The 22,989-nt window shown below is 61.0% G+C and carries 19 protein-coding genes; 9 read left to right on the top strand and 10 right to left on the bottom strand.

All coding sequences use genetic code 11. The annotated features are described in order from the left end of the window. Positions 1–134: 134 nt before the first annotated feature. The 3 genes from EV700_RS15365 to acs form a co-directional block, all read right to left on the bottom strand. A complete protein-coding gene (locus EV700_RS15365) occupies positions 135–1,004 on the bottom strand; it encodes a lysozyme inhibitor LprI family protein (protein ID WP_130415423.1) in 870 nt (289 codons plus the stop codon). A gap of 94 nt (positions 1,005–1,098) precedes the next feature. Further along, the gene (locus tag EV700_RS15360) at positions 1,099–2,562 is read right to left on the bottom strand and encodes a DUF3336 domain-containing protein (protein ID WP_130415421.1); all 1,464 of its coding nucleotides are present in this window, start codon (positions 2,560–2,562) and stop codon (positions 1,099–1,101) included. A 194-nt stretch (positions 2,563–2,756) separates the two neighbouring features. Next, positions 2,757–4,727, bottom strand: coding sequence for an acetate--CoA ligase (gene acs / locus EV700_RS15355; protein ID WP_130415419.1), 1,971 nt, complete (start codon positions 4,725–4,727; stop codon positions 2,757–2,759). A gap of 289 nt (positions 4,728–5,016) precedes the next feature. Between acs and EV700_RS15350 the strand changes: the two genes are divergently transcribed. Further along, positions 5,017–6,735 (top strand): GspE/PulE family protein, encoded by a 1,719-nt coding sequence (locus EV700_RS15350; protein WP_165391514.1) that lies wholly within the window; start codon positions 5,017–5,019, stop codon positions 6,733–6,735. Positions 6,736–6,744: 9 nt separating this feature from the next. Here the strand turns inward: EV700_RS15350 and EV700_RS15345 are convergent, their stop codons facing one another. Together EV700_RS15345 and rhlB are read right to left on the bottom strand one after the other, a co-directional pair. Then, positions 6,745–6,987 (bottom strand): hypothetical protein, encoded by a 243-nt coding sequence (locus tag EV700_RS15345; protein ID WP_130415415.1) that lies wholly within the window; start codon positions 6,985–6,987, stop codon positions 6,745–6,747. A 115-nt stretch (positions 6,988–7,102) separates the two neighbouring features. After that, positions 7,103–8,272 (bottom strand): ATP-dependent RNA helicase RhlB, encoded by a 1,170-nt coding sequence (gene rhlB / locus EV700_RS15340; RefSeq protein WP_130415413.1) that lies wholly within the window; start codon positions 8,270–8,272, stop codon positions 7,103–7,105. Between the two features lie 375 nt (positions 8,273–8,647). On the opposite strand from rhlB, the gene EV700_RS15335 reads away from it, so the two are divergent. The 4 genes from EV700_RS15335 to EV700_RS15320 all read left to right on the top strand — a co-directional run bounded on the left by EV700_RS15335 (position 8,648) and on the right by EV700_RS15320 (position 13,321). Continuing rightward, complete coding sequence (locus EV700_RS15335) at positions 8,648–9,652, top strand: hypothetical protein (protein ID WP_130415411.1); 1,005 nt, start codon at positions 8,648–8,650, stop codon at positions 9,650–9,652. 93 nt (positions 9,653–9,745) lie between these two features. Continuing rightward, positions 9,746–10,768, top strand: coding sequence for a hypothetical protein (locus EV700_RS15330; RefSeq protein ID WP_207224699.1), 1,023 nt, complete (start codon positions 9,746–9,748; stop codon positions 10,766–10,768). Positions 10,769–10,960: 192 nt separating this feature from the next. After that, positions 10,961–12,592 (top strand): long-chain-fatty-acid--CoA ligase, encoded by a 1,632-nt coding sequence (locus EV700_RS15325; RefSeq protein WP_130415409.1) that lies wholly within the window; start codon positions 10,961–10,963, stop codon positions 12,590–12,592. Between the two features lie 84 nt (positions 12,593–12,676). Beyond that, the gene (locus EV700_RS15320) at positions 12,677–13,321 is read left to right on the top strand and encodes a TetR/AcrR family transcriptional regulator (RefSeq protein WP_130415407.1); all 645 of its coding nucleotides are present in this window, start codon (positions 12,677–12,679) and stop codon (positions 13,319–13,321) included. On the opposite strand, the gene EV700_RS15315 is transcribed toward EV700_RS15320, so the two are convergent. Further along, positions 13,322–13,996, bottom strand: coding sequence for a TetR/AcrR family transcriptional regulator (locus tag EV700_RS15315; RefSeq protein WP_130415405.1), 675 nt, complete (start codon positions 13,994–13,996; stop codon positions 13,322–13,324). Positions 13,997–14,330: 334 nt separating this feature from the next. Here EV700_RS15315 and EV700_RS15310 point away from each other — a divergent pair, with 334 nt between their 5' ends. The 4 genes from EV700_RS15310 to EV700_RS15295 all read left to right on the top strand — a co-directional run bounded on the left by EV700_RS15310 (position 14,331) and on the right by EV700_RS15295 (position 19,157). Next, on the top strand, positions 14,331–15,323 hold the full coding sequence (locus tag EV700_RS15310; protein ID WP_130415403.1) for a lipase family alpha/beta hydrolase: 993 nt from the start codon (positions 14,331–14,333) through the stop codon (positions 15,321–15,323). Between the two features lie 113 nt (positions 15,324–15,436). Continuing rightward, positions 15,437–16,960, top strand: coding sequence for a thymidine phosphorylase family protein (locus tag EV700_RS15305; protein ID WP_242610289.1), 1,524 nt, complete (start codon positions 15,437–15,439; stop codon positions 16,958–16,960). Beyond that, positions 16,957–17,862 carry a ribose-phosphate diphosphokinase gene (locus EV700_RS15300; protein WP_130415401.1) on the top strand — a complete coding sequence of 302 codons (906 nt, stop codon included), beginning with the start codon at positions 16,957–16,959 and terminating at the stop codon, positions 17,860–17,862. The genes EV700_RS15305 and EV700_RS15300 overlap by 4 nt, the downstream gene beginning before the upstream one ends. A gap of 59 nt (positions 17,863–17,921) precedes the next feature. After that, positions 17,922–19,157 carry a glycosyltransferase family 4 protein gene (locus EV700_RS15295; RefSeq protein ID WP_130415399.1) on the top strand — a complete coding sequence of 412 codons (1,236 nt, stop codon included), beginning with the start codon at positions 17,922–17,924 and terminating at the stop codon, positions 19,155–19,157. A 6-nt stretch (positions 19,158–19,163) separates the two neighbouring features. Here the strand turns inward: EV700_RS15295 and EV700_RS15290 are convergent, their stop codons facing one another. The 4 genes from EV700_RS15290 to EV700_RS15275 all read right to left on the bottom strand — a co-directional run bounded on the left by EV700_RS15290 (position 19,164) and on the right by EV700_RS15275 (position 22,983). Continuing rightward, on the bottom strand, positions 19,164–19,907 hold the full coding sequence (locus EV700_RS15290; protein WP_130415397.1) for a nitroreductase family protein: 744 nt from the start codon (positions 19,905–19,907) through the stop codon (positions 19,164–19,166). 162 nt (positions 19,908–20,069) lie between these two features. Next, positions 20,070–20,282 (bottom strand): cold-shock protein, encoded by a 213-nt coding sequence (locus EV700_RS15285; RefSeq protein ID WP_130415395.1) that lies wholly within the window; start codon positions 20,280–20,282, stop codon positions 20,070–20,072. A gap of 144 nt (positions 20,283–20,426) precedes the next feature. Continuing rightward, positions 20,427–22,388 (bottom strand): M48 family metalloprotease, encoded by a 1,962-nt coding sequence (locus tag EV700_RS15280; RefSeq protein ID WP_130415393.1) that lies wholly within the window; start codon positions 22,386–22,388, stop codon positions 20,427–20,429. Between the two features lie 4 nt (positions 22,389–22,392). Further along, positions 22,393–22,983 (bottom strand): LemA family protein, encoded by a 591-nt coding sequence (locus EV700_RS15275; protein ID WP_130415391.1) that lies wholly within the window; start codon positions 22,981–22,983, stop codon positions 22,393–22,395. Positions 22,984–22,989 lie beyond the last annotated feature (6 nt).

The raw sequence follows: 22,989 nt of genomic DNA, 5'->3' as shown, positions 1-22,989 counted from the left end.
GAAAACTCCCGCGGGTTGGGTCAGTGTTCCGGCGTCATACGCCTGAAGTATCGTTTTCCGATAGAAACATCTTACCGGCCGCGAAATCAAGCACGATAGTCCAACTCGGGTCAAAATCTTGTCATTTGGGGCCGTCAGTTATCATCCGGATCGTCCTGTCCGGCGGAGAGTTCATCCATTGCGGGCGGCGCGGAGGCCGCCGGGGTGGCGGCGGGAGCCGCTTCCGCCGGCTCCGGCATCGGCTTGGTCATGTCATATTCCTTTTCGATTTTGGCCACTTCCTTCGCATCGTTGGCCATGTTCAACGCCCGCAGCCGGTCGCGATAAGCCGCATGCATGCAACCCAGATCGGGACAGGTATCGCGGACTTCATTTTCCCAGGTTTCCTCATCGGCCTTTTCCGCCGCATCGGCATGCTTCATCAGTCCGGCGATGACGTTGTCAGCGGCGGCCAGCGCCGGGTCGGTGCAAAGGATGCGCTGGGTTTGCGACGCCGCTTTGGCGCAATCAAACGACGGCGACCAGCCGGCATGGGCCAAAGGCGCTTCCTGCTGCAGGCGGCGACGATCATCCGGGCGGAGCGGATGCTGCAAAATCAATGTTTCCGAGAGCAGCCCGTCCTGGTCCAGATGAATGGCCGGTGCGCCCTGAATGGCATCCATGCCCTGAAAAGTCCAATTCGCCAGCAAGCCGGAATCGGTCCGGACCGACATTTGCAGCAGTCCTTCCCGCCGGTCGGCCCCGATGCCCTGGACCGGCAGCCGGTGGCCGCCCGCTTCCAGCAGGTAACTGTCGCCTTCACGCTCAATCACGTAGGTGCGGCCATCCGACAACCCTTTCCAGACACCGGCGACATTGGGAACCGATCCCCAGAGCGAAAGCAGGAAAAAACCGGCTCCGGCCGTAATGATCAGGGCACAGATGCCCGCCAGAATCAGTTGCGGTTTAAGGCGACGACTGCGGGAACGACGGCTGCGGCTGAAAGAACGGGTCGGCATGTTCATGATGGGGGCTCCTGCGTAAACAGCCCGGCAGCGTTTCATGACTGCCGGATAATTTCCATGGCAACTTCGTGAATGAGCCGGACGGCCAGTCACGCTAGTCCATGCGTGCGTCCACGACACGGGGGCGCATCCGCTCGCGGATCACGGCGATGCATTCCGGAAACACCCGGCTGATGCGGGTCAGGTCGCGGATCATCGCCATCTGCGGCCAGGTCGCCCTCTCCCCGGCGCGGATATAGTCCGCCAGTCCCTGCGGGGTCGGGTTGGAAATTACTTTCAGGTAGGCCGACGGCCGGAACGGATACTGGATGTTGATATCGCCCAGATAGGTTTGCGCCGCCACGGCGTGGGCCTGCGCCAGTACCGGGTTCAGCGGCGTTTTCTCAAGCAACTGCCGGCCGATATCCAGCAGTTCGGCGGTGCCGGTATGGATGAACGAGGACACCACCCGCTTGCCGACCGCCTGGATGCCGCGCTGCTTGCGGTGGGTAATGAAGGGAATCACGTGCGGGTTGGCCTGGCTGACGATGGTCTGGTTGACGTTGTGCAGCCGCGCCAGCCGTTCGCGCGGCAGATCGCCGTGCACGGTGCCGTCAATCCAGGTTTCGGTGCTCATGTAGGGCATCTGCCGGCCGTCCGCCCGCCGCGCCTGCAAGGCCACCGGCGGGAACAGGCCCGGCACCGCGCATGAAGCCTGCGCCGCATATTCCACCAGCACGTCCGGCGAGGTCAGGTAGTTCAGCACGCGCGGCTTCTGCCGCGTGCGCGTCGGTGATACGGATATATTCAGGATGCGGCCGCTGTGGCGGTAGGCATCCAGAAAGGTGGCGCTGCCCGCGTTGGCGACAATGTGCTCGAACACCTGCGTTTCATCCATGGCGGTGCGGTGCTTCCACATCCCCACCGGCGTGCGCCAGCGCAGCGCAATGCGGTGGATGCGGTCCTGCGATTCGGCGAACAGGTCGTCCAGTTCGGCGTCGGAGCGGTTGCAAACTGCCGCCGCCACGATCGCGCCCATGCTGGACCCGGCCAGCGTCTGCGGCAGCAGGCGTTGTTCCCACAGCGCCTTGACCACGCCCAGATGATAAATACCGAAAGCCGCGCCGCCACTCAGCATCAGCGCCGGGCGGCCGTAGATCAGCGCCGCCTGCTCGAACAGCGCCAGCTTGCGCGCCTCGCTCATGCCGGGAATGGTCTGTTCGCAGAGCGTGCGCATCACGCATTCCACTTCGTCCAGGTATTCGGTCACGACATGCTTGGTGCCGGAACGGGCATAAAGATACAGCTCGGGATTGTTCAGCTCGCCAAGATGACGGTAAACGCTTTCCTGCAACAGCGCCGCCAGCGCTTCCAGGTCGCCGGACTGGCGCAGCGTCCGCATGCGGCGGATATGGTCGCGGATCAGCCGCTCATGAAAGAACGCGGAACCGTCGGTCTGCCGCCATTCCAGCAAGCCCTCGGCCTCGTCCAGCGCCTCGGCGGCGGCCAGCCATTCGGCATAGCTTTGCGCCTGGTCCAGCCGGGCCTGCAAGTCGAAACGGGGAAGGAGTCTGCGCATGACTATATCGTCGTTAACCTTTGAATAGTATTTCCCTCTCCCAAGGTTTGGGAGAGGGTGGCGCGTAGCGCCGGGAGAGGGTTCGGCGGTGGTCGCCGGGTGAAGCATGTTCGGGCCACGGGTTGCCCCCCTCTCCCTAACCCTCTCCCCCAATGGGAGAGGGAATCCACGTCATCGCGCCCGCTTTTTCACCCTCAGTTGGCTTCCTGCAACTGCGTCAGGATGGCCGGGTTTTCCAGGGTCGAGGTGTCCTGGGTGATCGACTCGCCCTTGGCGATGGCGCGCAGCAGGCGGCGCATGATCTTGCCGGAACGGGTCTTCGGCAGGTTGTCGCCGAAACGGATGTCATCCGGCTTGGCGATGGCGCCGATTTCCTTCGCCACCCAGTCGCGCAGTTCCGCCACCAGCGCCTTGGCTTCCGCCCCGCTCGGCCGCGCGCCCTTCAGCACCACGAAGGCCACCACCGACTCGCCCTTGATGGCGTCCGGACGGCCGACCACGGCCGCTTCCGCCACCTGCGGATTGGCCACCAGCGCCGACTCGATTTCCATGGTGCCCAGCCGGTGACCGGAGACGTTCAGCACGTCGTCGATGCGGCCCATGATCCAGAAATAGCCTTCGGCGTCGCGGTTGGCGGAGTCGCCGGCCAGGTAGTACTTGCCGTTGAACTCTTCCGGGAAATAGGACTTCTTGAAGCGCTCGGGGTCGCCCCACAGCGTGCGCACCTGCGACGGGAACGGCCGCTTGATCACCAGGATGCCGCCCTTGCCCAGCTCCACCGGCTCCCCGGCTTCGTCCACCACATCGGCCATGATACCCGGCAGCGGGAAGGTGCAGGAACCCGGCTTGGTCGCCACCGCGCCCGGCAGCGGCGTGATCATGTGGCCGCCGGTTTCGGTCTGCCACCAGGTATCGACAATCGGGCAGCGGCCGCCGCCGACCACTTCGTGGTACCAGATCCACGCTTCCGGGTTGATCGGCTCGCCCACCGAACCCAGCAGGCGCAGCGACGACAGGTTGTACTGCTTCGGCAACTCGCCGCCCAGCTTGATCAGCGAACGGATCGCCGTCGGCGCGGTGTAGAAGGTGGTGACGCGGTGTTCCTCGATCATCTTCCAGAAACGCCCGGCGTCCGGATAGGTCGGCACGCCTTCAAAAATCACCTGCGTTGCGCCCACCGCCAGCGGGCCGTAGGCGACATAGGTATGGCCGGTAATCCAGCCCACGTCGGCGGTACACCAGAACACGTCATCGGGCTTGTAATCGAAGGTCCAGAGCATGCTGTTGACCGCGCCCAGCAGATACCCGGCGCTGCTGTGCTGCACGCCCTTGGGCTTGCCCGTGGAGCCGGAGGTGTAGAGGATGAACAGCGGATCGTCGGCCAGCACCCAGGTCGGCTCGCAGACTTCGGGCTGCTTGGCCACCAGGTCATGCCACCAGATGTCGCGACCCAGCGTCCACGGACCATCTTCGTGCAGCACGCGCTTGAACACCACCACGCGCTCCACCGACTCGCAGCCGCCCATCGCCAGCGCTTCGTCCACGGTGTCCTTCAGCGCCACAATCTTGCCGCCGCGTACGCCGCTGTTGGCGGTAATCACCAGCCGCGCCTTGGCGTCGATGATGCGCTCATTGACGCTCTTGGCCGAGAAACCGCCGAATACCACGGAATGGATGGCGCCGATACGGGCGCAGGCCTGCATCGCCACCACCGCCTCGATGCTCATCGGCATGTACACCAGCACGCGGTCGCCCTTGGTGATGCCCAGACTCTTCAGGCCGTTGGCCAGCTGGCAAACCTTGCGGTGCAGTTCGGCGTAGGTGACGCGGGTCACGGTGCCGTTGTCGGACTCAAAAATGATGGCCAGCTTGTTCGCCAGCTCCGGCAGGTGACGGTCCAGGCAATTGTAGGAAACGTTCAGCTCGCCGTCGGCAAACCATGAATAGAACGGCGCATTGCTTTCATCCAGCACCTGCGTGAACGGCCGCTTCCAGCTCAGGCGCTCGCGGGCCAGACCGGCCCAAAACCCCTCGTAGTCCTCGGCGGCCTGGCGGCACAAGGCGTGGTAAGCCTCCATGCCCGAAACGCGGGCCTTGGCGGCGAATTCGGCGGAGGGCGGAAAATGACGGTTCTCGTGCAGGACGGATTCGATCGTGGAAGACATGGGACAGACTCCTTGTTATGTAATGACCCGAAGGAATGGGAACGTTTTTAAGCCATTTTGCGTCCGGTTGGAATGGGTTTGCGGGACGCGGGGGCGCAAAAGCCGCCGGGCAGCCCGCATTTGCAGCTCGTCGCCTGAAATACGCGCATCATTCCCCGGACGGTTGACCTCGGCCATGCCTATGCTATTTTGAGAAGCAGTATACAAATCCGGCACAAGGTCGCGCCCTCAGCGAGACAAATCAATGACGCAGGCGCCCGTTATCCGCCCACGGAATTCACTGTCGTTTTTGGACACTGTCCGTAACAGCGAACAATTGCAGGACTACTACCGGCACCCCTTGGCGCCGCAGTCGGCCTCACGCCTCCTGCTGGAGTCGGGATTGCTGACCAAGGACGAATTGACCAAATTCATGGCCGATCCGGCCTGCCAGAACAGCCAGCACATTGGTTTCCAGCTGCAAAGCAAGGGCTTGATTTCCGAGGAAGACCTGGGCCGGCTGCTGGCCGGCACTTTCGGCCTGCCGTTCGTACACATTCGTGATTTTGACCTGGACCCTTCCGTCCTGATCACCATTCCGGCCAGCTTCGCCCGCAAGCACTTGTTGTTTCCGCTGCTGAAGACCGATAACCGCCTGATTGTCGCCATGGCGGATCCGTCCGACAACACGGTCATGGAGAAACTGCGCTTCATGACCGATCTCATGGTTGAAGTCGCCGTCGCCACGCCCGCCGACATCCTGGAGGCCATCTCCAGCCATTACGGCCAGGAGGAAATCGACCGGGCGCTGGAGAACGTCGAACTGCTGATGCGGGATGATCCGGCGGCGGTGGACCAGAAGATCAGCGACAAGGTGCTGGAACGGCCGGTGGTGCAGCTGGTGCAGAACCTGATTACCGAAGCCGTGGTCGGCCGCGCCTCCGACATCCATATCCGGCCCCGCCAGAAGTCCGTGGACATTTTTTTCCGCATTGACGGCCAACTAGTGCGCCAGCGTTCGTTCAGCCGCAACCTGCTTTCCCCGATCGTGACCCGCCTGAAAATCTTCGGCGGCATGGACATTTCCGAACACCGCATTCCCCAGGACGGCCGCGCCCGCATCCGCTTCAACAACAAGGAAGTGGACCTGCGCTTGTCGCTGATGCCCGGCATTTATGGCGAGGACGTGGTCATCCGCCTGCTGGACAGCCAGTTCGCCATGCAGCATCTCGAAGACCTGGGCTATGAAGGCGACGACGCCGAGCGCATCCGTCACCTGCTCAGCCGCAACAACGGCATGTTTCTGGTGACCGGCCCCACCGGCTCCGGCAAGTCCACCACGCTGTACACCGCGCTGGAACACATCCGCAATGAAACACTGAACATCATCACCGTCGAAGACCCGGTGGAATACCATATCGACGGTATCGCCCAGATCCAGATCAATCCCCAGATCGGCTATACCTTCGCCAAGGCGCTGAAGCACATCCTGCGCCACGACCCGGACGTGATCATGCTGGGCGAAGTGCGCGACCAGGAAACCGCCAAGATGGCGGTGGAAAGCGCTCTGACCGGCCATCTGGTGCTGACCACCCTGCACACCAACAGCGCCGCCGACACCATTACCCGCTTTTTGGAAATCGGCGTGGAATCCTATCTGCTGAGCAGCACCCTGCTGGGCGTGCTGGCCCAACGCCTGGTGCGCACCAACTGCCCGCATTGCCTGGTGGAAGACCATCCCGACCCCGCCATCCGCCGCATCATGGGCGTGGCTGATGACGAAGTATTCCACAAGGGCGCGGGCTGTGACTTTTGCAAGGGACGCGGCGTGAAGGGACGGCGGGCGGTGTATGAACTGCTGGTGATGAGTCAGGCGATACGGGCGATCCTGGTGCCGGGTGTTCAGGCCGACGACATCCAGGCGCTGGCCATCCGCGAAGGCATGACGCCGCTGACCGCCCACGCCCTGCACTTGGCGCGGCGCGGGCTGATCAGCCTGCAGGAAGCCTACAACATCCGGCTGGAGTAATATCCGGCCTCAGGCCTTGAGATTGCCCAGGGCCTGTTCAATGCGCACCAGCGCCGCTTCCACCTGCCCCAGCTCTTCGGCGGCCAGACGGCTGATTTCCTGTAGCACTTCCGAATTTTCCAGCTGCTGCGCCTGTTCCTCGAAATCGGCGGGAAGGCCGTTGGCGTAATCCTGGCGGATGGCGGCCAGACGGGTCAGCAGCTCGGTGCGGCGGGCGGACAGTTCAGCCCGGCGGGCGACGAGATCGGTCATAAAATCCTCACGGTTTTCAGGGAATTATTCATTATCCTCCCCCGGCGCGGCACAGGGCAAGGCAAATGCAAAAGGGCGCGAAACGCGCCCTTTTGCCACGGAAACCACCAGCCGGTCAGACAGCGGCCAGCAGTTCTTCCGAGGGGTGCAGCAGCGACAGCTTCTTGCCGATAGCCTGCTCCAGCGCCGGAATCAGGAAGGCGTCATCCTCGCAGGCGAAGCTGATGCTCTTGCCGGTGGCCCCGGCGCGGCCGGTGCGGCCGATGCGGTGCACATAGTCATCGGTCTGCTCGGGCAGCGTGAAGTTGACCACATGGCTGACGCCGTCGATATGGATGCCGCGCCCGGCGACATCGGTGGCCACCAGCACCTGGATCTTGCCCTCGCGGAAACGCTCCAGCGTCTTCACCCGCTTTTCCTGCGGCACTTCCCCGGACAGCACATCGCAGGAAATATGGTTGCTCTTCAGCAGGTCGGCCAGACGGCGCACCTGGTCGCGGCGGTTGGCGAACACCATCATCCGCTCCACGTTTTCCTGCTTGATCAGGTTATACAGCAGCTGGTACTTCTTCTCGGCGCTGACAATGTAGATCACCTGCTCGACGCGGTCGGTGGTCACCTGTTCCGGCGCGATTTCCACGCGCAGCGGTTCGAACTGCCATTGTTGCGCCAGATTCAGCACATCACGGTTGAAGGTGGCGGAGAACAGCAGCGTCTGGCGGTGCGACTTCGGCGGGCACATGCGCACAATGCGCTTGATGTCCGGAATGAAGCCCATGTCCAGCAGGCGGTCGGCCTCGTCAATCACCAGCACTTCGATCTGGTCGAGGTACAACTCGCCCTGACCCGCGAAATCGAGCAGGCGGCCCGGCGTGGCAACGATGATGTCGGTAAAGTCGCGCTGCAGTTGCGAACGCTGCTTGTCGTAGTCCATGCCGCCCACCAGCGTGACGATGCGCAGGCCGCTGTACTTGCACAGCGCCTCGGCGTCCTTGGCGATTTGCAGCGCCAGTTCGCGGGTGGGAGCCAGGCACAGGGCGCGGGCTTCACCCAGGAAGCGGTCTTCCGCCGGGGGCGTCTTCAGCAGGTCGTTGATCAGCGTGATCAGGAACGCGGCTGTTTTGCCGGTGCCGGTCTGGGCGCGGCCGATGGCGTCGTGGCCGGACAGGGTGAAGCGCAGGACTTCCGCCTGGATGGGCGTGCAATGGGGAAAACCAAGGTCATCAATGGCGCGTTGCAGGCGGGGGTCCAGCGGGAGGTCGGTAAACTTTAAGGTTTTAGTCATTTCTGGAATTCGGTTCCGAGGGTTGTGACGCCGCGGCCGTCAGGCGGTCGGGGTCGTCGGCGGTACAAAAAATCAAGGGCAGATGATAGCAGCATCCGGGGGACAAGTACGCAGAATCGGCAAAAATGGTGATGGGGGGGGTGGGAAAATTTCGGATGGTGCGTTGACGGGGTTTGGGGAGGGGTGATAGGTTCCAAATACTACGTCCCGTGGATTTAGTTCGCCTAACAAGGGGCTGCTCCTTGCAAGTGGCTAATTCTTAAAGTGATTTGGGGGGACTCAACCTTTAAATGCAAAAAAGAGTTAGGCGAACTCTGTCTCCTAATTGTATTTCGCGTCATCTATAACGGGTTCGCAGGGGAGCACTACAACTGAATGAACCTAACGAACATTCACACAGAAAAATCTGGTTCAATAATTCGAGAAAAAATAACGATGGATAAATCAAGAACTGCTTTGCTACCTTTTGTTGGAGAGGACTCCCTTGAAAGCCTAAAGAAATCGGCCTTGATTGTCGACAGGGTTGCTCTCGCATTCTTAACTAGCATTCCCCGTGCTCGGCGAGCACGCTTTCCCCTTTCACGGGCATATTACAGCGAAGAGCAAATTCACAGAGTTTCAACCGAACTCAACTGGCTTTTCGATAACGGGCTCCTTGAGTCGCCGAAAGAGGATCCATCCCCAACAGGTTGGGAAATGGAAGGCTTTGACAAAGACCTTCCAGTATGGGTTATTAGAACCACTACGAGCACACACTATTTTCAACCCGAAAATACTGCTGTTGAAATGGATATTTCAGAGGTCACCAGCCGCGAATTAATTATCGAGGACACACCCGAACTAGCGATCTCCGGTATTCGGAACCCTCTTCACGACATTCCAGTAGTTCTAAGTAGCAATTCACTAAAGCGATATCAAGCCAAAAATATCCCTATCAACGGCCGAAGTCTTATTCTTGATCTAATGCTTTCCGGCATTCCACAACCAACAACGGAAACACCATGGGAAGCAATAATTGATTGGCGGAACGATGAGGAGGCGAAAATAAAATTTAGGCGCCTCAAAAATTGGATGAACAAGGTGTCCGAACGAAAAGACCTGAACCTTAATCACCTACAGGATGAAGTTTCACATCTCCTAGACGAATATCAACAGTACATGAAGATTCAAGATGCCAAGTTCTCGTCGGGGGCATTAAGATCAATTGTGACGACTGCAGCAGAAGTTTGTGAGTCTCTAGTGAAGCTGAAATTTAAGGACCTCGCAGAAATGCCATTCAAGATCAATGATGCTCACATAGCTATGCAAGAAGCGGAACTTAAGGCACCCGGCAGAGATCTTGCGTATATCGTGGACGCACAGAATAGATTTAAGCAGTGACGCCCAACCCATAACCGGACCTCCGCGAAATGCCGCGTAGGTCCGGGATGCGACAATTAAGACGTTAGCACTATTTAGCTTCAGGTCAATGTTATGCAAACAGTAAAAAGAAAATTTCTTTCCGAGTTTGGGGTAAGTCTTTGCAGTGCGAGGTGGCTTTTGATGCCTGCAACTCAGCTCTCCTCCGATGGAGTTATGGGTAACGAAGAGTCGGAAATTTCAAAAAACTGCCACATCTATTTAATCTGTGAAAGACCGGCTATTAGCTTTGACAAAAACGACTTCTCTTATGATGGGAAAGCCATAAGCGGAAGCATTATCTACAAAATAGACGGAATAGATTTCCGTGAGAAATTCACTCAAGAATTCCCACTACTCGATGACGCAATAGAACTAAAGCTATCCAATTATCCTCATCGAGAAATACAGACTTTCAATAAACGTGGTGAATGTGTCAGATACCTCCCTGCTAGCGCGCTTAGCTTAGCGTACAGAGCTGACTCGCACGATCACATCTTCAGGAAACTAAAGGTCTTGTACGTTGGGCAAGCCTTCGGAAATGGAAGCAGAACCGCTCAGGTTAGATTGAAAAGTCATTCAACATTACAGAAAATTCTCGCAGAGGCTAGTTACAACTCACCCGACAGCGAAATTTTCGTTAGCACCTTTGAATATCCCCCTTATCGCCTTTTTACAAGCCTTGACGGAATATCGAAGGGAGCAATAGGAGATAAGCGCGATTCAGCAAGATTTGTCAGCATTATCGAAAACCCACTAAAGACAAACGAGCAAATTTCTCTGGCCGAGGCGGCGTTAATTAGATACTTTCAACCGCACTACAACAAGATATATAAGAAGAAGTTTCCATCTATGGATCTCAAGGTTCTGAACAGGTGCTATGAATATGACTACTCTGCTCTATTCGTTGAAATAAACACCGAGGAGCTTGAGTTGTCTCTATATTCGGAATCTATATCACCGGCTATGCATCATATTGCCAATATAGATTTGGTAGATCATCAAAGTCGATCAAGCTTCTTCCATATGCCTGGTTATGATGGAAAGCAAGTTAAGTTCATGCCTGCTATCGGCAGTGCAAATAACGATGAAGAATAATCCAATCGGTGTAGCCACGCTAACCCATCATTCCACCTGACCTGCGCAAAATGCCCAGCAAGCCGTGAACTCAGCGGCTACATGCCCCCCACTGTCAAGCAATCCCAAAATCGTCCCCATCTCACGCTGACAACCCCCCTCCCCCTGGTCTACTCTTGACCCCTGCCCCGCCCCCAACGCGAGAAAACAACAATGAGCATGATGCAGCAACCCCTGTTGATATCCACCCTGATTGAACACGCCGTACTGGCCCACCCCGACGCCGAAATCGTCAGCCGCAAGGTCGAGGGCGGTATCCACCGCACCACCTACGCCCAGGCCGCCCGCCGCAGTAAGCAACTGGCCAACGCCCTGACCAACAAGTTGGGCATCAAACCCGGCGACCGCATCGGCACGCTGGCCTGGAACACCTGGCGGCACTACGAACTGTATTTCGGCGTCAGCGGCATCGGCGCGGTCACCCACACCATCAACCCGCGCCTGTTCCCGGAACAGATCATCTACATCGTCAACCACGCCCAGGACCGCTTCATCTTCGTCGACCTCACCTTCCTGCCGCTGCTGGAAGCCGTGCACGACAAGCTACCCAAGGTGGAAGGCTATGTGGTGCTGACCGACCGCGAACACATGCCCGCCGCCAGCAAGCTGCCGAACCTGATCTGCTACGAAGAGCTGATTGCCGATCAGTCCGACGAATACGAATGGCCCTGCCTCGACGAAAACACCGGCGCGGCGCTGTGCTACACCTCCGGCACCACCGGCCATCCCAAGGGCGTCCTGTACACCCACCGCTCCACCGTGCTGCACGCCACCGCCGCCACCCGCCACGATGCGCTGAACATCCATGCCGATTCCGTGATCCTGCCGGTGGTGCCGATGTTCCACGTCAACGCCTGGGGCACGCCCTATGCCGCCACCATTACCGGCGCCAAGCTGGTGTTCCCCGGCGCGGGCATGGACGGCGCATCGCTGTACGAACTGATCAACGGCGAACAGGCAACGCTGCTGCTGGGCGTGCCGACGGTGTGGCTGGGGCTGCTGAACTACCTCGACCAGATCAACGCCAAACTGGACAGCGTGCACAGCGTGGTGGTCGGCGGTTCCGCCGCGCCGCTGGCGATGATCAAGGCCTTCGACCAGAAGCACGATGCTTTCCTGATTCACGCCTGGGGCATGACCGAACTGAGCCCGCTGGGCACGGTCAACAACCTGAACAGCAAGCTGGCGGCGCTGCCGAAGGAAGAGCGCTACCAGCGCCAGCTGAAACAGGGCCGTCCGGTGTACGGGGTGGAAATCAAGATTGTGGACGACGAGGGTAACGACCTGCCGCGCGACGGCAAGACCTTCGGCCGCCTGCTGGTGCGCGGGCCGTGGGTGGCGGGCGAGTATTACCTGCACGACGACCGCAAGGCCTTCGCAGGCGGCTGGTTCGATACCGGCGATGTGGCCACCATCGACGCCGACAACACCATGCAGATCGTCGACCGTTCGAAGGATGTGATCAAATCCGGCGGCGAGTGGATCAGCTCGATCGACCTGGAAAACGCGGCGGTGGGTCATCCCGGTCTGAAGGAATGCTGCGTGATCGGTGTCTATCACCCGAAATGGGACGAGCGGCCGCTGCTGCTGGCCATCCGCAAGGAAGGCAGCACCGTCACCGAACAGGAAGTGCTGGATTTCCTGAAGGACAAGATCGTGAAGTGGTGGATGCCGGACGCGGTGGTGTTTGTGGACGAATTGCCGCATACCGCTACCGGCAAGCTGCTGAAGACCGGCGTGCGCGAGCAGTACAAGAACTGGCTGGTGGAGAACGGGCGGGCGTAAACCGCCCGGAGGCAGGCGGGCCGCAGACAAACGGTCCCGTCCACCCCTATACTTGCCCCACTATAAGAACAACGGGAGCCCCGAATGGCCCGCACTGCGATGACGGAAGAAGAACGCCAACTCCGCCGCACCGAACTGCTGTCCGCCGCCCACCGCCTCTATCAAGGCCGCAAGGTCTTGCCCACGGTCGCCGATATCGCCCGCGAGGCCGGGCTGGCCAAGGGCACGGTCTATCTGTATTTCCGCACCAAGGAAGAAATCTTCATCGCCCTGCTGGAAGACGACTTCAACCAGCTGATGGACAGCCTGCCCGCCCTGCTGGCGGAACTGCCGGCAGAGGCCTCGGCGGCCGCACGGCACTTTGCGGGCCCTTATATCCACGCCATCCGCAACCTGCCCGACCTGCTGCCGCTGGCCGCGATTTCCAACGGCGTGCTGGAGCAAAACCTGCCCTTTGAAGCGATGACCCGTTTCAAGCTGGGGTTGGCGCAGGCGCTGGAGGCTGGCGGCCGCCTGCTGGAAAACCGCTGTCCGCAACTGGCGACCGGGGCGGGAGCCACGTTGCTGATGCGCACCTATGCGCTGACGCTGGGGCTGTGGCAATCCCTGGAGTACCCGAGCGCCTTTCTTGAGCAATTGTCGCAAGAGGCATTCCGGGTGTTGAAGCGGGATTTCTTTACGGAACTGGAAGGCGCGGTGCGCCACCTGTGGGAGGGCGGCCTGCGCTGATCAGCGCTCGGGCCGCATCGACCACAGCCCGGCAAACTGGCGCGCGTCCGATTCACTGCCCAGCGTCGCCACCAGCAGCTTCATCATCGCCAGACGGGTTTCCGCCCAGTCGGCGTCGCTGCCTTCGGTGCGCAGCAGAAAACGGAACGCCAGGAATTCCACCCCGGTCAGGAACAGCTCGATCTGCGAGGGCAGCGGCTCCGGCCTGCCCGACGCCACCACCTTTTCCATGATCATCTGCTGCAAGGTCGCCACGGTATGCAGGCGGAAGCGCGATACCGGCGACGAGGCCTCGTAGAACTCCGCATAAAGCGGCCGCGTGACGGCTCCCAGCGACCGCCCCCACTCCACATAGGCTTCAAAGGCGCTGACGCTGTTCAGGATGATGTCGCCGGAAAACTCCAGCGCCTCGCGGATGCGGCCGACCAGATCCACATGCAGCTTCAGCGCTGCCATGCCCAGCGGCTCTTCCAGGTTGCGGAAGTACTTGTAGAACGTGGGGCGGGAAATGCCCGCCTTCTCCAGCACATGCTCCACCTTCAGCGCCAGAAAGCCCTGCTCGGCAAATGCCAGCAAGGTCGCATCAATAATGCGCGTTTTCAGGTCTTCCTGATCGGCTTCGGTCTTGGGCGGACGACCGCGACTGCGCAGTGCGGGCGGGACGATTTGGGTCATCGGAAGGGCTTCCCTGTTTATCCGTCCAGTTTTTAGCGCCGCTCATCCAGAAACAAGGTCAATCACCATGCAATTCCGGCCACTCATCGGCAATTTGCAACAAAACATTTCATGACTGTCATTTTAATTAACACGCGAGTTAATCGAAATGCTTGAAAGACAAGCGTTTGCGCCATTCATTGCGAAATGACGCCAAAACAGGCCGAAAAATACCCTATTGCTCAAGACAAACCGCCGGAATAGCATCCGCTTCACAGATGGCACCGCCGTACCGGATGGATGCCAAAACAAGAAAAACGGCCTGACGCCGATAAAACAAACCGGAGTTGTTCCCATGAAGAAGTTGCTTACCCAGTCTGCCCTGGCCGCCACCCTGCTCACCGGCGCCGTCGCCGCTCAGGCCGCCTCCTATCAGGTCTGCTCCGTATCCGGCGGCTGCACCTCGACCGGCAGCATCTGGGTCACCTCCAGCTATACCCAAACCAAGTACCCGATCGTGCTGGCGCACGGCATGGCCGGTTTCGCCAAGCTGGGTCCGGTGGATTACTGGTATGGCATTCCGCAGGATCTGGTGTCCGGCGGCGCGAAGGTCTATTCCACGCAGGTGGCATCCTTCCAGTCTTCCGAAGTGCGCGGGGAACAACTGTTGACCCAGGTCAAGACCATCCTCGCCATCAGCGGCGCGGCCAAAGTCAACCTGATCGGCCACAGCCACGGCAACCAGTCGATCCGCTATGTCGCCGCTGCCATCCCGACCAAGGTCGCCTCGGCCACCGGCGTTGGCGGTCCGAACAAGGGTTCGCCCGTGGCGGACGTGATCAAGGGCGTCACCAATATTCCCGGCGTCGGCACCATTACCGCGACCACGCTGTCCAGCGTCATTAATGCCTTCTTCCTGCTGATCGACAATGTCGCCGGTGAGTCCTACCGCCAGGACGCGCTGGCCGGTCTGGATTCGCTGACCACCGCCGGAGCCACCGCCTTCAACGCCAAGTATCCGCAAGGCATTCCCACCACCGCTTGCGGTGAAGGCGCGTATACCGTCAACGGCGTGCGTTACTACTCTTGGAGCGGCACCGGCCACCTGACCAACGTGCTGGACATCGTTGACCCCGCCCTGGCGCTGACCAGCGTGGTGTTCCCGGAAGCCAACGACGGCCTGGTCGGCCGCTGCTCCAGCCACCTCGGCCAGGTGCTGCGCGACAACTACAACATGAACCACCTGGACGAAGTGAACCAGTTGTTCGGTCTGGTCAGCCTCTTCGAAACCAACCCGAAGAGCGTTTACCGCGCCCAGGCCAACCGCCTGAAGAGCGCCGGTTACTGATCTGCGACACGGGCGCACCCGGTGTGCGCCCTTTTCAACCGCCCGCCCCTTGCACCCTCCCTCCGCACGCTTCAGACTTGGGCAATACCCATAACAAAAGTCTGGAGAACTCCTTGAGCCCGGAAGATATCGCCCGCACCCGCCTGCGGCCGCGCCGCATGGGCATCGACTCCCATTCCGAACCCGTCGCCTTTCTGCGCGCCGATTGCCATGTCTGCCGATCCGAGGGCTTCGAGGCCCAGTCCCGCGTCACCATCACCATTGGCGACAAGTCCGTGGTGGCGACGCTGAACATCGTCTACAGCGATATTCTCGGCAAGGGGGATGTCGGTCTGTCGGAAGCGGCGTGGAAGCGGCTGGACATTGATGACGGTGAACTGGCGGTGCTGACCCACAGCCCGTCGCTGGACTCGATGTCACACGTGCGCAGCAAGCTTTACGGTCACCGGCTGTCCCGCGAGGGCATGAACGAGATCGTCACCGATGTGGTGGCAGGTCGCTACGGCGACATCCAGCTGGCGGCGCTGCTGACCGCGTGCGCGGGCAACCGCCTGGACCTGAGCGAGATCACCTGGCTGACCAAGGCCATGGTGGATGCCGGGCACCGCATTGACTGGGGCCGCGACAAGATCATGGACAAGCATTGCCTGGGCGGCTTGCCCGGCAACCGCACCACGCCGATCGTCGTCTCCATCGCCGCCGCCTGCGGTCTGACGATTCCCAAGACCTCTTCCCGCGCCATTACTTCGCCTGCCGGCACCGCCGACACCATGGAAACCATGACCCGCGTTACCCTGACGCTGGATGAAATGCGCCGGGTGGTGGAAAAGGAAAACGCCTGTCTGGTCTGGGGCGGCTCGGTATCGCTGTCCCCGGCCGACGACATCCTGATCCGGGTGGAGCGCGCGCTGGACATCGACAGCGAAGGCCAGATGGTGGCGTCGGTGCTGTCGAAGAAGGCGGCAGCCGGTTCCACGCATGTACTGATTGATATCCCCGTCGGCCCCACCGCCAAGGTGCGCGGACGGCAGGCGGCGGACCATCTCGCCCACCTGCTGCGCAAGGTCGGGGAAGCCTTGGGTATGGAAGTCCGGACCATCCAGACTGATGGCACGCAACCGATCGGCGTCGGCGTCGGCCCAGCGCTGGAAGCGCTGGATGTGCTGGCCGTGCTGCGCAACCAGTCCGGCGCGCCGGCGGACTTGCGCGAGCGCGCGCTGCTGGTGGCGGGCGAACTGCTGGAGCTGGGCGGCATCGCGCCGCACGGCAAGGGCAGCCGCCTGGCCCGCGAGGCGCTGTTGTCGGGCCGTGCCGGTGAAAAGTTCATCGCCATTTGCGAGGCCCAGGGCGGCTTCCGCGAACCGGTACTGGCCTCCTCCAGCCGCGCCATCGCCGCACCGCGCAACGGCATTGTCACCCACATCAACAACCGGCTGGTGTCGCGGCTGGCCAAGCTGGCGGGCGCTCCCGGCGCTCCCGGCGCGGGCTTGCGGCTGGCGGTGCATCTGGGCGACCGCATCGAGCGCGGCGCGCCGCTGTTCGAGTTGTTTGCCGACAGCCCCGGCGAACTGGCCTACGCCCTGGAATTCCATGAGGCCCACCCGGACATGATTACTGTCGAGGAAGAATCCGTATGATCAGCCTGGTTACCCTTTATGATGAAGCCGGGCTGGGCCCGCGCCTGCGCGACTGGCTGGCCGGTCAAGGCCTGGATAGCCGCTGTCAGGCCGCCGAAATCCACGCCTTTCCCGACGGGGAAATCCGCGTCCGCGTACCCGAAGCCGTCAGCGAAACCGTGGTGGTGGTCTGCACGTTGGATCATCCTTCCGAAAAAACCCTGGCGCTGACCTTTGTCTGCGACGTGCTGCGCGGGCTGGGCGCCAAACGGTTATGGCTGGTCACCCCCTATCTGGCTTATATGCGGCAGGACATCGCCTTTCATCCCGGCGAAGGCGTCAGCGCCGCCAGCTATGCCCGCCTGCTGTCGCGGCTGGTGGATGCGATGGTCACGGTCGACCCGCACCTGCACCGCATCCCGCACCTGGAAGATGTCTACACGGTGCCCAGCACCGCACTCCATGCCACCGATGTCATCGGCGACTGGCTGAACGGCCGCCTGACCGGCAAGGCGCTGCTGATTGGCCCGGACCGGGAAAGCGAGCAATGGGTTACCGCCGTCGCTGCCCGCTGCGGCCTGCCGTTCCGCGTGCTGGACAAGGAGCGTCTGGGTGACCGCCAGGTGGTGATCCAGGTTCCCGATCTGGCGGCGGAAGGCTACGAGACCGTCGTGCTGGTGGATGACATGGTTTCAACCGGCCACACCTTGATGCAGGTCGCCCGGCAACTGCGCGCGCAGGGTATCCGGGATGTGCGGGCGGTATGCGTGCACGCACTGTTCGGCGAAGACACCACAGACGAGATGCGCGACGCCGGAATCGGCGAACTGGCCAGTTGCAATACCGTGGCGCACGTCACCAACCGCATCGATGTAACACCGATGATCGGCCGCTGGATCGAAGACAGGCTCAGGGGGCGTTGACGCCTCCCCGCTTTCCCTGCATAACACGCCTCTAAAACAACAAAGCAGCCAACGGAATCATGCGCGCCCTTTTCATTCATCAGAATTTTCCCGGCCAATTCAGCCACCTGGCCCGTCATCTGGCCCGGGATCGCAACAACGTCATTGTCGGCATGGGCGAAAAGCCGGCGATCGAACGCCTTGGCCCCGGCCTGCCCGGGGTAAAACTGGCGGGATATGAGCTGTCACGATCCGTGACCCAGGGCGTGCACAGCTATTTGCGCGGCATGGAGCATAATGTCCTGCGCGGCCAGAGCGTGGTTCGGGCCTGCATGGCCCTGAAAAAACGGGGATTTACCCCGGATCTGGTCGTGGCGCATGCCGGTTGGGGCGAAGCGCTGTACCTGCGCGACATCTACCCGGATGCCAAAATTGTCGGCTACATGGAGTTTTTCTATCACGCAGAAGGCAAGGACGTTGGCTTCGACCCGGAGTTTCCCACCGAATTTGACCGGCGCTTCCTGCTACGCACCCGCAACGCCACCCAGCTGGTCAGCATGACCGGCCTGGATCACGGCTGGAGCCCCACGGAATGGCAGAAAAGCCTCTATCCGGCGGAATATCAACCCCGGATCGAGGTCATCCATGAAGGCGTGGATACCGAGCTGATCCGTCCTGACGAGTCCGCCGCCTGGCGTCTGCCGAACGGGCAAGTGCTGACGCGCCGTGATGAGGTCCTGACGCTGGTGAACCGGCACATGGAGCCATACCGCGGCTTCCATGTCTTCATGCGGGCGCTGCCGGCCATCCAGAAAGCCCGCCCGAATGCCGTGACCCTGATTGTGGGCGATGACCAGACCGGTTACGGCGCTGCCGCCCCGGACGGCCTGACCTGGCGGCAGGCCATGCTGCGCGAACTGGACGGCAAGCTTGACCTCAGCCGCATCCATTTCCTGGGCCCCTTGCCCTACCCCGACTTCCTGCGCATGCTGCAGGTGTCGCGGGCGCACGCCTACCTGACCTATCCCTTTGTGCTCTCGTGGTCGATGCTGGAGGCCATGGCCAGCGGCTGCACGCTGCTGGCGTCGGCGACGCCGCCGGTCACCGAAGTGGTGCGGCACGGGGAAAACGGTCTGCTGTTTGATTTCTTCGACCAGGATGCCCTGGCCGCACAGGCCATCGAAGTGCTGGCGAAGCCGGAGGCTTTCGCCGGCATCCGGGAAGGCGCCCGCCACACGGCGGTGACGCGCTACGACCAGAAGACGGTCACCCTGCCCGCCCAGGTCGCATTCGCGGAGCGCCTGCTGGGCCGCTGATCCGGCTCAAACCTCGTGCACAAAGCGCCTGCGGTCAAAACGCAGGCGCGGATAATAGACGCCGTCCTTCGCCCGCTCACCCGCGCCCAGCACCATCACCACAAAGGCATCCTTCGGCAGTTTCAGCAGCCGCTTCACCCGAACCTCATCAAATCCTTCCATCGGGCAGGAGTCGAATCCGTGCGCCCGCAAGGCCAGCATCAGGTTCTCGGACGCCAGCGACACACTCTTGGCCGCCCACACCTTCATGTCCGTAGCGCTGAACGGCCCGCGCGGCACCGGCTTGAACAGGCCCGCCACTTGCGCAATACCGCGCTTCACCAGCCCCCAACTGCCCAACGGGCCCTGGGAGTAATAGAACAGCGCCAGACGACCGTAGTAATCCTGCACAATCTTGGGAACGGTCGGCTGCGGCCATTGCTCCAGCGTCATCCGGGCATGTTCACGCCAGGACGTGGTCCGCGCCACAATCACGATCAGTTCTGCCGCAGTCCCGGCGGCATTCTGGTTCAGGCAGGCTTCCACCAGTTTCGCTTTCTTGTCCGGCGACTTGACCACATAGAATTCCCACTGCTGCAGGTTGGACGAGTTCGGCGCCAGCAACGCCATATCCAGGCAATCGTTCAGCACATCGGCGGGAATGGGCTTGTCGGTAAACTTGCGGACAGAACGGCGGCTGTCGACGACCTTGCGGAATTCGGCGACATCAATGTGATCAGGGGCGGGTTCGTAATAGCGTTCTTTGGCCATGACAGGATCCGGTGTCGGAAAGGATTTTCCGGATCATAGCCCGACAAGCGCTTGGTTTGATCGTGGTCAAACCGCTTATTTTGACGGCGGGATGAAATCACGCCCAATAAAAAAGGCTTCCTGACGGAAGCCTTTTTTGACAGGACGCAAGCGTCGCTGCTATCAGTCGATAGCGCGGACGTCTTCAGCCTGGAAGCCCTTCTGGCCCTTCACCACGGTGAATTCGACCTTCTGGCCGTCACGCAGGGTGCGGTGGCCGTCGCCGCGGATAGCGCGGAAATGGACGAAAACGTCTTCACCGGCTTGACGCTGGATGAAACCGAAACCCTTGGTGTCATTGAACCACTTGACGGTGCCTTGTTCGCGATTGGACATGGAATGAATCCTCTGATGTTTACTGGAAATCCGCTTAACACACTTCAACAACGGCCAGACATCAGCGAACATCAGGCGACACAGTTGCAGCTTCAACGGTACGAGCCATTAGACACTCTTTTTACATGGCTGGCAACAGATAATTCATTCATGTATCACACCTTGTAACAATGGCACCGGACAGTCCAGCAAACCAGCGATCACCCGCAGCAGTTCATACTCGCGGATATGCAGGATGCCGTCGCTCTCAACCGCGCGGGCGCACAGGTCCAGCAGGCGTCGCTTGCCGTCGGGATTCAGTGACCGTAACTGGTGAAGAGCCTTGTCCAGAGCCTCCAGCGGGGGCAAGCCGTGATCGGGAATGGCTGGAGGAGACGGACACAGTTCCGACATCAACTGATGGTGGTGCCTGGCAATCGCGGCCTCATCATGGCTGCTGAAGGCGAGCAGGCTGTGCAGCAATACCGCGACCGGCTGCAGCCGGCTTTCCAGAGCATGACGCTGCATGAGCGGCGGTTTCGGACGCAGGTGCTGCTCCACGCGTTTCAGCAAGGCGAACTCGAACACCGAAAGATGGTCGTTATCCATGGCCAGGACGTTCAGCTCGGCCAGCAGGCCGGTCACCTCCCCGGCATCGGACAACGCAAGCCGTGGCAGGCATAACTCCACGACCGGCAAGGCGAAACGGGCATCCAGCGACTGCATCTGCCCGCCCACCTGCTCCACCCAGCTGGCAAAGGAGGCCCGGTCGGCCAGCAAGGCCCGCAGGCGCGCGGGCTCCATCGGCTGGAAACGGGCAATCAGGGCGTACAGCACCGCCTTGGCGCCGGTCCCTGTTTGCAGCGCGCGCGTCACTTCCACCGGCAACTGGCGATGCAGCCAGGTCGCGGACTCCAGATCCTCCATGCGCAGCTCACCGATGCGTCCGACCAGGCCGCCGCTGCTGAAGACGCCGTCGAACGGGATCGGCTCATCGGGCGAGGGCGAAGCGAACAACGGCTTGTCCGGCGCGGCAAAGCGCCCTGTGGTGGAAGCAAAGCCCAGCGTTCCTTCGGGGTTCCAGGAAGGCGGCGTCGGCGCGGTGGGTGCAGCGGGGCGCGGGTTCTTCTGACGCTGGCGCATGCGCGCCAGATAGCCCGGATAAAGCGCCTCGATGCGCTCGTCAATCGGCGGATGGGTGGCCAGCCAGCGCTGCATGTTCAGGCTTTCCCCGAAGCACAGGTGACTGATTTCCTCGGCATGCAGGCCCGACAGCCAGGAACCCTGTTCACGGATTTTCCACAAGGCCCCGGCCAGCCCCTCGGGATTGCGGGTGAATTGCAGGCCGGAAGCATCCGCCAGGATTTCCCGTTCACGCGAGACTGCCGCCTTGATCAGCCTCCCCTGCAGCAATCCGAGCCAGCCGACCAGCCAGAGCGCCAGCCCGAAAATCCAGACAATGGTGACCGGGTTGCGGGTCTGGCGGCCATCGTAGCCGCCGGTCAGCGACCGCATCAGGAAGCCGCCCAGCTGGCCGATGGCCAGAATGCCGGACAGCGCCGCCAGCAGACGCATGTTCAATCGGGTGTCGCCGTTCAGGATATGGCTGAATTCATGGGCGACCACACCTTGCAACTCATCGCGATTGAGATGGTCCAACGCGCCGCGCGTCACCACCAGCACGGTTTTCTCCGGTATCAGACCGGCAACGAAGGCGTTGATGCCGCTTTCCTGCTTCATGACATGCACGGACGGAACCGGCAGGCCGGAGGCAATCGCCATTTCCTCGGTGATATTCAGCAACTGCCGCTCGGCCAGGTCGCGGGTGGCGTAATCGACAGGGATCGCACCCATCATTTCAGCCACTGTCCGGCCACCGTCCCGCAGCCGAAACCACTCCAGCAGGCTTCCCCCCGCCACCAGCAGGAAGGTTCCCAGAATCGCCTGCGGCGTCCACTGGTGCCACCACCAGACCGACCGGCTCAGGGCGTGATGCCCCACCAGCCACAGGCATCCGTACAGCACCAGATTGACCGCCGCGAACAACAGCAGTACGGTAACGACCATGTACACCAGCATCCGCGCCGTGGCGCGCCGGGCGGATTCCTGGCGCGAGAAAAAGTCCATGGACTCAGGTCATCCGGATACGGACCGGCTCACGGGCTTCAACATTCGGGATTTCCAGGAGCGAAGCCCGATGAAAGGCGCACAGCCCGGCCACCACATTATCCGGGAACTGCTCGCGGCGGATGTTGTAGGCCATGACAGCGTCGTTGAAGGCCTGGCGGGCGAAGCCGACCCGGTTCTCCGTTGACTTCAGCTCCTCCATCAGATCAGCAATGGTCGCGTCGGCCTTGAGGTCGGGGTAGGACTCGGAAACGGCCAGCAATCGCCCCAGCGCGCCGTTCAGCACGCCTTCGGCCTGCGCGAATTTCGCCATGGCGTCGGCATTGCCGGCATTGCCCGCCAGCGCTTTTTCCAGTCCGGCGGCCTGGTTGCGGGCGGCGATGACCGCCGACAGGGTATCCTTTTCATGGGAAAGATAGGCTTTCGCCGCCTCGACCAGGTTGGGGATCAGTTCATAACGGCGTTGCAACTGCACGTCGATCTGCGCAAAAGCATTGCTGTACTGGTTGCGCAACGAAACCAGCGCGTTGTAGACATTGACGCCGTAGAAGGCGGCAACCGCCAGGATGGCCAGATAAACCACGGTTGATGTCATGTTGAC

It is taken from the genome of Fluviicoccus keumensis (genome assembly GCF_004217445.1).
Classification (GTDB): domain Bacteria; phylum Pseudomonadota; class Gammaproteobacteria; order Pseudomonadales; family Moraxellaceae; genus Fluviicoccus; species Fluviicoccus keumensis.
This window is presented reverse-complemented; position numbering and strand designations above follow the sequence as displayed.

Bases quoted from the DNA above. Each gene is read 5' to 3' on its own strand.
- EV700_RS15280 (WP_130415393.1), bottom strand. From the start codon at position 22,388: ATGGACTTTTTCTCGCGCCAGGAATCCGCCCGGCGCGCCACGGCGCGG.
- EV700_RS15365 (WP_130415423.1), bottom strand. From the start codon at position 1,004: ATGAACATGCCGACCCGTTCTTTCAGCCGCAGCCGTCGTTCCCGCAGT.
- EV700_RS15285 (WP_130415395.1), bottom strand. From the start codon at position 20,282: ATGTCCAATCGCGAACAAGGCACCGTCAAGTGGTTCAATGACACCAAG.
- EV700_RS15295 (WP_130415399.1), top strand. From the start codon at position 17,922: ATGCGCGCCCTTTTCATTCATCAGAATTTTCCCGGCCAATTCAGCCAC.
- EV700_RS15315 (WP_130415405.1), bottom strand. From the start codon at position 13,996: ATGACCCAAATCGTCCCGCCCGCACTGCGCAGTCGCGGTCGTCCGCCC.
- EV700_RS15300 (WP_130415401.1), top strand. From the start codon at position 16,957: ATGATCAGCCTGGTTACCCTTTATGATGAAGCCGGGCTGGGCCCGCGC.
- EV700_RS15345 (WP_130415415.1), bottom strand. From the start codon at position 6,987: ATGACCGATCTCGTCGCCCGCCGGGCTGAACTGTCCGCCCGCCGCACC.
- EV700_RS15320 (WP_130415407.1), top strand. From the start codon at position 12,677: ATGGCCCGCACTGCGATGACGGAAGAAGAACGCCAACTCCGCCGCACC.
- EV700_RS15275 (WP_130415391.1), bottom strand. From the start codon at position 22,983: ATGACATCAACCGTGGTTTATCTGGCCATCCTGGCGGTTGCCGCCTTC.
- EV700_RS15325 (WP_130415409.1), top strand. From the start codon at position 10,961: ATGAGCATGATGCAGCAACCCCTGTTGATATCCACCCTGATTGAACAC.
- EV700_RS15330 (WP_207224699.1), top strand. From the start codon at position 9,746: ATGCAAACAGTAAAAAGAAAATTTCTTTCCGAGTTTGGGGTAAGTCTT.
- EV700_RS15290 (WP_130415397.1), bottom strand. From the start codon at position 19,907: ATGGCCAAAGAACGCTATTACGAACCCGCCCCTGATCACATTGATGTC.
- acs (WP_130415419.1), bottom strand. From the start codon at position 4,727: ATGTCTTCCACGATCGAATCCGTCCTGCACGAGAACCGTCATTTTCCG.
- rhlB (WP_130415413.1), bottom strand. From the start codon at position 8,272: ATGACTAAAACCTTAAAGTTTACCGACCTCCCGCTGGACCCCCGCCTG.
- EV700_RS15360 (WP_130415421.1), bottom strand. From the start codon at position 2,562: ATGCGCAGACTCCTTCCCCGTTTCGACTTGCAGGCCCGGCTGGACCAG.
- EV700_RS15310 (WP_130415403.1), top strand. From the start codon at position 14,331: ATGAAGAAGTTGCTTACCCAGTCTGCCCTGGCCGCCACCCTGCTCACC.
- EV700_RS15335 (WP_130415411.1), top strand. From the start codon at position 8,648: ATGAACCTAACGAACATTCACACAGAAAAATCTGGTTCAATAATTCGA.